Raw genomic sequence first — 9,250 nt, 5'->3', positions numbered from 1 at the left:
GACTAAATACAACAAAACCTTCCAATAATGTACTTAGGGAAGGTTATTTAGTATGTCTATTTTTAGTATAGCATGTGGTTTTCAAGATTTTTATAGAAAAATATTGACAAACTATTAGCTGGTTTAGCGCAAGAAGGCAAGTGATACCATCTTAAAGTATCGCCTCCGTTTGTTTAAATATTTTGTTCCTGTTTTCTATATACAACAGAGGAAATTTCCCAATGTGATGGATTTTATTTCTTAAAAATACTAATAGTTGTCAATGATTCCCCCTAAAGAAGCTGCTTTTATAATAGGTTCTTCCATAATTTCTAAGATTTGCTCCTTCGTTCCATACACGACAATACCTAATATCTCTATATCTTTTACTTTTTTACCATCTAGGGTACTAAACGCTTTATGGTGGTCCCTTGAAAAACTAGTTTGAAGTAATTCGAGAAATCGATTATATTCATAATCCAATCTAGTTGTTGAATGAGCTGAGAACCCTAAAGCTTCACGTTCACGAATGAATGTCGCAGACCAATCATACTCTGTTACTTCTTCTTGAAATGTTTCTATTTGGCTATCAGTGTAGGTGTTAATCCAGAACCAAGTCATTTTTGGAAGCTCACCAACAGGTAATTCACTTTGTTTGTAAGGCTTATCAAAAGAGAGGGCAACCTCATAAATTTTATCCCCTTCTATGCTATTAATTAGCTCTTCGTCATTATTGTATTTTTTATAAGAGACATTGGGATGAAAGAACATCATTTCTCTCCAGCCGTTTTCTTTATATTGAAACTGCCAGTCTTCCCCCGTGACTCCAATACTGCCTCCGTGACCTCTTGACATCAAAGTAGATGGAAAAAGACCAAATGAATATTGATTTTGTTCAATTACAACTGCTTTCCTTTTCATGTCTTTTGAAACTTTATAATTGCTAATTCCTCCAAGAATACCTGTTGAATCAATTGTTTCACTTATATAGCCATTGGGAGTAGTAAGCCTGACATAAGCATCCCTTCGTTCAAATGCCTTTTTACTAAAGTAAGCGGAAATGGCGAAATTGGAAATAGTTAAAACAACAAATACTAAAAAAGAAACTAAAACAATTGTAATTATTGACTTTGTTTTACCCTTTTTAATCGCCTTTTTTATCTTCTTTTCATCAAAGATATCACCTGTATAATCACTCATCAAGAGATTCCTCCACTTCTTTTGAAACTCTTTTCTTGCGCGGAATAAATAAGTCTTAATGGTCCCTTCCTTCATTCCAAGTAATAATCCTATCTCCTTATAACTTAGTTCCAGTTCATATTTTAATAATAGAAGCTGTTTGTAAACTTCTTGTATCTGGCTTATGGTCTGTACTGTTTCATTATTCATTTCAATAGTTAACACACTAGGTTCGGTATCATGGTCATTCGCGTAAATATTCCAAAAGCGATCATCATTGATAGAAATGACTTGTTCTTTCCCTTTTTTCTTTAATACTTTTTTAGATTCATTCATAGCAATAGAAAAAATATATGATAAAGCTTTGTATGAAGACACACCATTGTTTGCGATAGGTAACGGAACTCGTTACACCCATGAGCGCCTATTTTTTAGTTATTTATAATTGATTTATATAAACTTTATTAACCTCACTACCTGTAATAATTCGGTATCCATACTCTAGCTTCTTTTTGTATTGCTCAAACAATCGGATCATTCGATTTGATTATCAACTTAAACTTCATTAATTAATAAATGCACAATACCAGTTCTTCCGCTTCGGTAGTTTAGCGAATCACAGGAAGCAAGAGAACCTCCCCTTGCTTCCCTTACCATAGTATTCCACTAGATCTTATACGCTCAAAGGATTTCTAGAGTTTAAGATTTCTACTACTCGTCGTAGCAACTCTTCTAGTTCTCTTTTGGTTTGGAACGTATACATATATCCATAATTAGACTTAAGTTTGCCGCCTTCTTCCATTTTAGGGAAGCGTCTTAACGCTGTACTTTTTCTTTGCTTGTTTGGCACTTCCATGAACATCTTCTCTTGCTCCACTATTGAAGGATGAATAGCAATAAGATTGGTTCTCTTAAAATTCACTTTTTTAAATGTGGATTCGAATTGCTCTAAAGGGAAACTGCGTTCATTTGATTTAACCGGTTTAAGGGCAGTACGAACTCTAGATTTCTCCTTTTCATTAACCAAATCTTCTTGCTGATATTTTTCTTGTTTTAGTTGTTCTAGGTGTGCTTCTATTTCCGTCAGCCGCTTTGTAGTTTCTTGTATATACGCATCCATCCATTGTTTCATATCATGATGGTCTTGATTAGGCTTAGAAGGTAGCTCATATGTTGGGGCACTAAACGTATAATGACCATAAACTTCTGCATACCATACACTAATATCGAACAGCGCCTGATGCACTTGCTTCGCTACTTCTTGACACATCTCTAACACTTGATGAGACGCAATATTTCCGTTTTTTCTTATGTACTCCAATTTCTTATAAATATCGTCTTGAATAATATCGTGTTTATACAATCTATTTATCTTTTCCACCTGTTTCATTGGATACACTTCATTCATGTTTTCTTGCTCAAAGATCATGGACACTAACATTTCTCCAAACAAGCGTGATTGGGTAATAGCTGCTTGTGGTTGATCCCATAAGAGTGCTTCTACACGTAATGCTAATTCTTCTAAAGTACTCGAAAAATCCCCAATAAAATTAAATATACTAGACTTCATTCCCGTTCCACTTCCTTTAATAGAATATTTTCTATTAGTTTATCATTTAATGACACCACTCTCATATTATTAGGAAAGCGGGTCTGTCCCCGCTGCGGTAATACTTTACTGTAGTGAGGGTCAGGGCCCGAATTCGTAAATTCGCAGCGGATACGTTTTTACACATCCATTCTAAATGAAGTACATAAACCAATAGCCGACTTCATCCTGCTTACAAGTTGCTTCCCTTACTTGCTCTTTGCCATCTGGACTTAAATGGTACGCCCTAACCCTCTCAACATCAAAATTTCTATCATAGAAACGGTAAATCATTAGAACGGCGAGCATTTCTCCTAAGTTAGCAAAATAATCAATTTCTCTTTTTGTAAACATTGAACGATTATGTGCAACTGATAAGTTATTCTCCGGTAATTCCTTACGTACCCTTCGAAGAATTGCATTAAATCAAGGTATTGTTTTTTCAAGTCAGACACCAGCTTTCGAAACTATTAAGACATTTGGATTTTTAACTTAAAAAACTACACAAAAAATAAACTGTTCACACTTTGAATTAATCAGGTCAAAGATGCTAGGACATTCTAGCATCTGACTAGCAAACAGCTACTTCATAAGATTAACAATATCTTTTCTTACCCACTGCGGCAATACCTTACTCTAAGGGGGCAGCACAGACCCCGAACCTTTAGGACTCACCCTTAACTATTTTTCCGCAATATTCGGGGTGTTTCGGGTTGTCACAGTGACATATACAATGGAAACTAAAAGATGACCCTTGTTCAAACCAGAAATCACCTTCTTAATACACCAACATTTTTATCAGTATTATTCCCTTTCCCCATACTCTGCTTCATAATCTTCTTTAAAAATCCATTTATATCCATATGCAGACTTCAACCTACCCTTACAACACTCTGTTATTTTATACTTCGCATTAGAAAACCCAACAGAAATGGAAGCATTTAAAACTCCTTCATGCTCTGATATGTATTCGTTGTCTTTCGTCAGTTTCACTATCATCTTAGGTCTAGTGTCATTAAAAGGGGGCATTTCAATCTCATCATTGAGATATTTCATATAATCTTTTTTGTACATCCATTTGAACCCATGAGATTTATCTCTTTTTCGATTACAACAATCTATAATATGAGAATTGGACTTAGACAACCCTACGGAAACAGAAGCATTGAAAACACCTACATGTTCTGAAACATATTCATTATCAAAAGTTAATTTTACGATTGTTTCATGTCTAGTGTCTTGGTATTGCGGTAATTCTATTTCACCATTACGGTACTTTTCATAATCATCTTTGTACATCCATCTGTACCCGTAAGCCATTTTCGTTCTTCCACTACATACCGTCGATATATTACTATAGTCTCGATTGGTCTTTGGTAGTCCTAGGTCGTCCATTGCTTTAGATATACTTTCAAACACATTCATAAACTCGCCAGTAGGAGACAATTGAACAACGGGACTAATATTCGTTTCTTTCTCAACATCATACGTACACAAACCAAGATCAGAACCTCGCTTCAGATACCTCGTCAAGACCGTTCTACTAATATTTAGTTTTTCTGCAATTTTCATTATACTTGTCAATCCGCTATCCCACAGTTTCCAAGCCTCATGCGCCAATGATGAACAAGCCAATTTGTAGCACTCTTCCCAATTGATACGAGTTAAGTCATAAAAGTTTGGTAATTTACTGTTTAGAAAGCTATTTTTTAGGTACTTAAACTCTGACTGTTGACAGTCAATTAGGATGTAGTTTTCAATCCCATTTTTCATTGCATTGTTAAATTTCAGTCTATCGTTTTCTTGTTCTTCTTCTAATGATCTCCCACCAAGATATTCAAATGTGATACTGTAATGTTGCCTACCATGAGTTTCTATAATCATATTTTTGTCTGGAATATAGAAGTCATATCTCTTATTGCCAGACCATTCGAAAATCTTTTGTGTTTCAAATTCAATTCCTAATTGTTCTAATACATTCACAGTAAATTTCTCGGGGATGGAAAAGCCATCGTCACAAAGTTCGCAAGTTAGTCCGAATTTCGTTACATATCCTATTTGTTTACGTATTTTACGATTACAAGTTGGACACTTGAAGTAGACCTTTCTCGCAGAATTTCTTGTGTACTTAAAGGCATCTTCTTCTTCGTAAAACAAAGAAGCGATGTGTGGGTCTGTTTCGGCAATACTACCTACATTCCCTAAGTAAACCGAATCTTTTTTAGGTATTCCATGTTTCCAACCACACTCTTTACACCTGTCCTTCCCACCTGCCCTTTTCCGATTTGTTAATAAAGTTGAATACTTTACTTTAGACGTACACCCACAATCATCACAAATTTTAGTTACGAAAACACCGCTACCCTCTTGCAAGTGTTCTAATTTGACCATTATCTTTGACCCACGTGGAACGACCATTTTGTTTTGTTTATTTTTCTTCCTTGGTATTTCGTAGCCAAGGTTTTCATAGTATTCAATCGTTTTGTTATGCAACGTAACTTCTACTTCTTTTTCTAAAATAGCCATTTGCAAGTCCTCATTTGTGTGTAAAAATAGGTTCAAGATGTATTCAGCGATCTTACTTCTTAATCATTAACATACCAATTGAGGCTGATTTAATGTATGTTTTACTTCATTAATAAATTATTTTCCAGAAGTGCAATCTACAAAGTAACAACCTAGAATATATTTTAAAAGGCATGGAGAACAGAAGTTACTGTTTTCCATGCCTTTCGATTAAACAAATGTCACTGTGACAACCCGAGATTTGTCGAGAAGAATGGGGGCTATGATTACCATCAATTCTCGTTGCTCCTCCAACCAAGCGCTACTTAACAAAAATAAGAAGTAGTGAATGCCTGTGGTGGATGTGACCACCTTGAACGAAAGCGGGGCCTGCCCCCGTTACGGTAATACCCTTAACAATTTTTCTATTCTATTAATAGAATCCAAGAAATCATTAAAATCATCATATACATATTCTTGAGAATGAGCTGTATTATTTCTTAACTCCTCAATAGAGCTAAAGAATCGATCCACCTCTTTTTTTGAATGAAATTCCAGTTGATTTAACAGTTGTGGTGTTTTTCGGATGATCGTTCCTTTATCAGATAGCTGGATACATTCAATTAGGCCTAGCCCCTCATTTTTTTGCTTCCTTTTTTCGTATACTTCTAATGCTTTTTCGATTCTTCCCTCACTTAAACACTGTGTCCAACCATTGTCTGGGTAACTTTTTTTAATTAACTCTAATAAATTCATTTCTAATAGAGAAATTAAGCCAAATACTAACATACGAATCGGTTGTTTTTGTAAATCAGCTAATGTTAGTAGTTTCTTTACTTGATTTTTTTCAAGTACAAACACTGGATTTTTATCTTTAAATATTTGCAACAGTTCGATAAGTGACGTTGATTCTGAAATAAGATCGTCCATTTCGAAAGGATGAACATATTTTGATATCAAACCATCTTTCAGTTCAGACCTGACAATATAGCCAATAATCTTCCCATTATTTTCAACTCCATAATAGTCAAAGTCTGATTCCTCCATGTTCTGTTTAACTTCTAGTGCATCACCGTCCAAAGGACAAGCAAATAAATCTTCTGCAATTAATGGCACAGATAGATTGTCTGAGTATATTTCCCTTAACGTCTCGAGACTCTTTTTAAAGTGTACAATTGCCATAATAAACGTCCCCCAATTATGAATGACCTTGAAGTAAATATAGTAAATCAAGTTTAAATTACTAGCGCTCATTTTGCTAATTATGTAATAAATAATATTATAACTGTTCTGGGTGTAATGAGGTCAAAACATTTAAATTGATTGGTCAATCAGAGTACTTTTAAAGAAACTCTATAAAAATATTAGCTTCTCTTTATTTTCTGACGTTGAAATTTGGGTTTTCCCACGTTCACTGCTAATCGAAAAATCATAACGAATTAACCTATCAGGATTACAACTAAAGAAATCACAGTTTAATTCCTCTTTATTTAAATACATATATTTTTAAATAACATCATTACTCTTTTAAACACATTAGAAAGGCCGCCTCTATCCAAAGTACATAAACCAATAACCGACTTCATCTTGTTTACAATTTGCTTCCCTTACTTGCTCTTTTCATCCGGACTGAAATGATAACCCCTTACTCTCTCACCTCTAAATCTCTATCATAGAAACGATAAATCATTAGAACATTGGATAGTTGAGCTTTGTTCTTGGTAACAACTAAGGAATTTAGAGCTTGGATCCTCTCTTCTGAATTTATATTCTGTATTCCAATTACATTATGCGGAATGTAGTCTGGCTCTGTTTCAGCAATCAGCTTTTCTATCGTCTCCTCATCTTTATCCCATTGATTTTCCCATTCTAAATGCATCGCGAGATAGACTTAATTTTCTTTATCTCGCTCGTCCCACTTCCACCATGAAAGATCCATCGGTCTTGACCTACCTAAAGCTTTATCAAACTTAGAATCTTCAATAAAAGCATCAAAACCGAGCATTTCTCCAAAGTTAGCAAAATAATCAATTTCTCTTTTCGTAAACATTAAATGATTATGTGCAACTGATAAGTTCATTCTCCGGTAATTCCGTACGTACCCTTCGAAAAATTGCATTAAATCAAGGTATTGTTTTTTCAAGTCAGACACCAGCTTTCGAAACTATTAAGAGATTTGGATTTTTAACTTAAAAGCTACACAAAAAATAAACTGTTCACACTTTGAATTCATCAGCTCAAAGATGCTAGGGCTCGCTAGCAAAAAGCTATCAATCTGCTTCTTCGTAAGATTATCACTATCTTTTCTTACCCGCTGCGGTAATACTTCACTCTAGTGGCGGCTCAGTACCTGAACTTTTGAGACTCACCCTTAACTATTTTTCGGCAATATTCGGGTTGTCACAGTGATATATACTCAGGGGTACTTCCTTATATTGTATCATTATTAAACAACAAAACTTCGTAAGAAAAGACAAAGTCCGTTGAATGAACTTTGCCTTTTAGTAATTATTTATAAATATCTCCACGTGGACCAATCTTTAAAATGAGTATTCGATAAATATTTTAACGCTTCTTTTGAGAATTGAACGTTATAGTTGGAAGTCACGCTTGATATCCTCCCAATAAATGACACTGTGACAACCCGAGATTTGTCGAGAGGAACTGGATCTATGATTACCATCAATTCTCCAACCAAGTACTTCTTGAGAGTATAAGAAGTAGTGAACTCCTGTGTTGGCTCTGTGACCATCTTGAAAAAAACGGGACCTGTCTACCCCACTGCGGTAATACTTTACTCTAGTGCGGGAGACAGACCCCAAATCCTTGGAACTATAACCCTTAAATATCTTTCGGCAACATTCGGGTTGTCACAGTGACATATACCCTACCGCACTGGGGGGCAAGCACATTTCCCATGTAATTAACCACTTGAAGGAGTGAGTCTTTTTTGCTTGCGTTGTTCTTGAAGAATACCTGTTAGAAGTTTTTGAATCGTTTTTGATTCAGGTGTTTCATGTATAGGGTGTGCAAGGTTTATTTCCTCAAACGGATCCCGCGTTATATTGTATAACTCGAATTGATCAGGCACTGGCTGAGATTTAGTGGTTGTGATACAAATAGCAGCCTGAAGATCCTCAGAAATATCTGTGGCTTTCTTCTGGGTAGTTTCAACATCTTCAACGCCTGGATCACTCCAAAATTGTGGATTATCGAAATACCGAGTAAACTTCCAAATTTCCTTTGAGTTATTTTCTCCTGTTGGTAGTTTGATGATGACAGTTTCCAAATGATTAGGCTGTCTAACTGCTTCATAAGGTTGGCCAGTTAGGGTGTATTGATTTAAACCTTTGGAAAATTCATCATCTGTCATAAAGTAAAGAGCCTCATCACCTCGAGTAAAATCTAAATTTCCATTAATTAACAAAGTTAAGTCTCGACCTACTAAGGAATGGACCTCTGTATGATCTGTTTTCAATTTTTCTTGGACTTCTTGAACATCAATATTTGCAAGTCCTAATAAAGTAGGAACAATGTCCACATGACTTGTTAGCAAATCCGTTTCTTTACAGTCAGCAAAGTATTTAGGACTATGAATAATGAGTGGAACATGAAGTGCTTCCTCATAGGCATTATGCCATTTTTGAAACAATCCTCCATGGGCCCCAACTAAACTGCCATGGTCTGCAGTAAATACCACAATTGTATTTTCATAGAAAATAGATTGTTTAAGTGCGGTAAACACTTTATACATTTCATCATCAACCTGCTTATGAAGTGAATAGTATAGCTGCCTGTAGAAAGGGGTATCCAATGTAGGTTGTAATGCCTGTTGATAAACGTCTCGGTAATTACGTTGGGCTGAGGGCTTAGTAAGAAGATCCTCGTTTGCTGTCGGGGCTGGTGGTATAAAAGGAACTGTAGGATCTACTGAAAAATTATATGTTGGTAGTAATTGTGTGAATAACCCATATAGGGTAATATCGTGCGGATTTACAA

General features: G+C 35.3%; 8 protein-coding genes. All 8 read right to left on the bottom strand.

All coding sequences use genetic code 11. The features are described 5' to 3' along the window. Positions 1-249: 249 nt before the first annotated feature. Positions 250-1,536: a sigma-70 family RNA polymerase sigma factor gene (locus tag ACNSTQ_RS22665; RefSeq protein WP_418202015.1), complete on the bottom strand. Its 1,287-nt coding sequence runs from the start codon at positions 1,534-1,536 to the stop codon at positions 250-252. A 295-nt stretch (positions 1,537-1,831) separates the two neighbouring features. Then, positions 1,832-2,728 carry a DUF4145 domain-containing protein gene (locus ACNSTQ_RS22660; protein WP_418202014.1) on the bottom strand — a complete coding sequence of 299 codons (897 nt, stop codon included), beginning with the start codon at positions 2,726-2,728 and terminating at the stop codon, positions 1,832-1,834. A gap of 171 nt (positions 2,729-2,899) precedes the next feature. Then, entirely contained in the window at positions 2,900-3,100 is a 201-nt protein-coding gene (locus ACNSTQ_RS22655) for a hypothetical protein (RefSeq protein WP_418202013.1), read from the bottom strand. Between the two features lie 450 nt (positions 3,101-3,550). Beyond that, positions 3,551-5,272: a hypothetical protein gene (locus tag ACNSTQ_RS22650; RefSeq protein WP_418202012.1), complete on the bottom strand. Its 1,722-nt coding sequence runs from the start codon at positions 5,270-5,272 to the stop codon at positions 3,551-3,553. Between the two features lie 378 nt (positions 5,273-5,650). Beyond that, positions 5,651-6,433: a hypothetical protein gene (locus ACNSTQ_RS22645; protein ID WP_418202011.1), complete on the bottom strand. Its 783-nt coding sequence runs from the start codon at positions 6,431-6,433 to the stop codon at positions 5,651-5,653. Positions 6,434-6,896: 463 nt separating this feature from the next. Next, positions 6,897-7,130, bottom strand: a complete 234-nt coding sequence (locus ACNSTQ_RS22640) for a hypothetical protein (protein ID WP_418202010.1) — start codon at positions 7,128-7,130, stop codon at positions 6,897-6,899. A gap of 12 nt (positions 7,131-7,142) precedes the next feature. Then, on the bottom strand, positions 7,143-7,394 hold the full coding sequence (locus ACNSTQ_RS22635) for a hypothetical protein (protein WP_418202009.1): 252 nt from the start codon (positions 7,392-7,394) through the stop codon (positions 7,143-7,145). A gap of 780 nt (positions 7,395-8,174) precedes the next feature. Continuing rightward, positions 8,175-9,250 (bottom strand): sulfatase-like hydrolase/transferase (locus ACNSTQ_RS22630; RefSeq protein ID WP_418202008.1); only part of this gene is annotated, 1,076 nt, incomplete at its 5' end.

This window comes from Alkalihalobacterium sp. APHAB7, assembly GCF_048323755.1.
Taxonomy (GTDB): Bacteria; Bacillota; Bacilli; order Bacillales; family Bacillaceae_F; genus Alkalihalobacterium.
The sequence above is the reverse complement of the archived record's forward strand: the minus strand, read 5'-3'. Positions and strand labels throughout refer to the sequence as shown.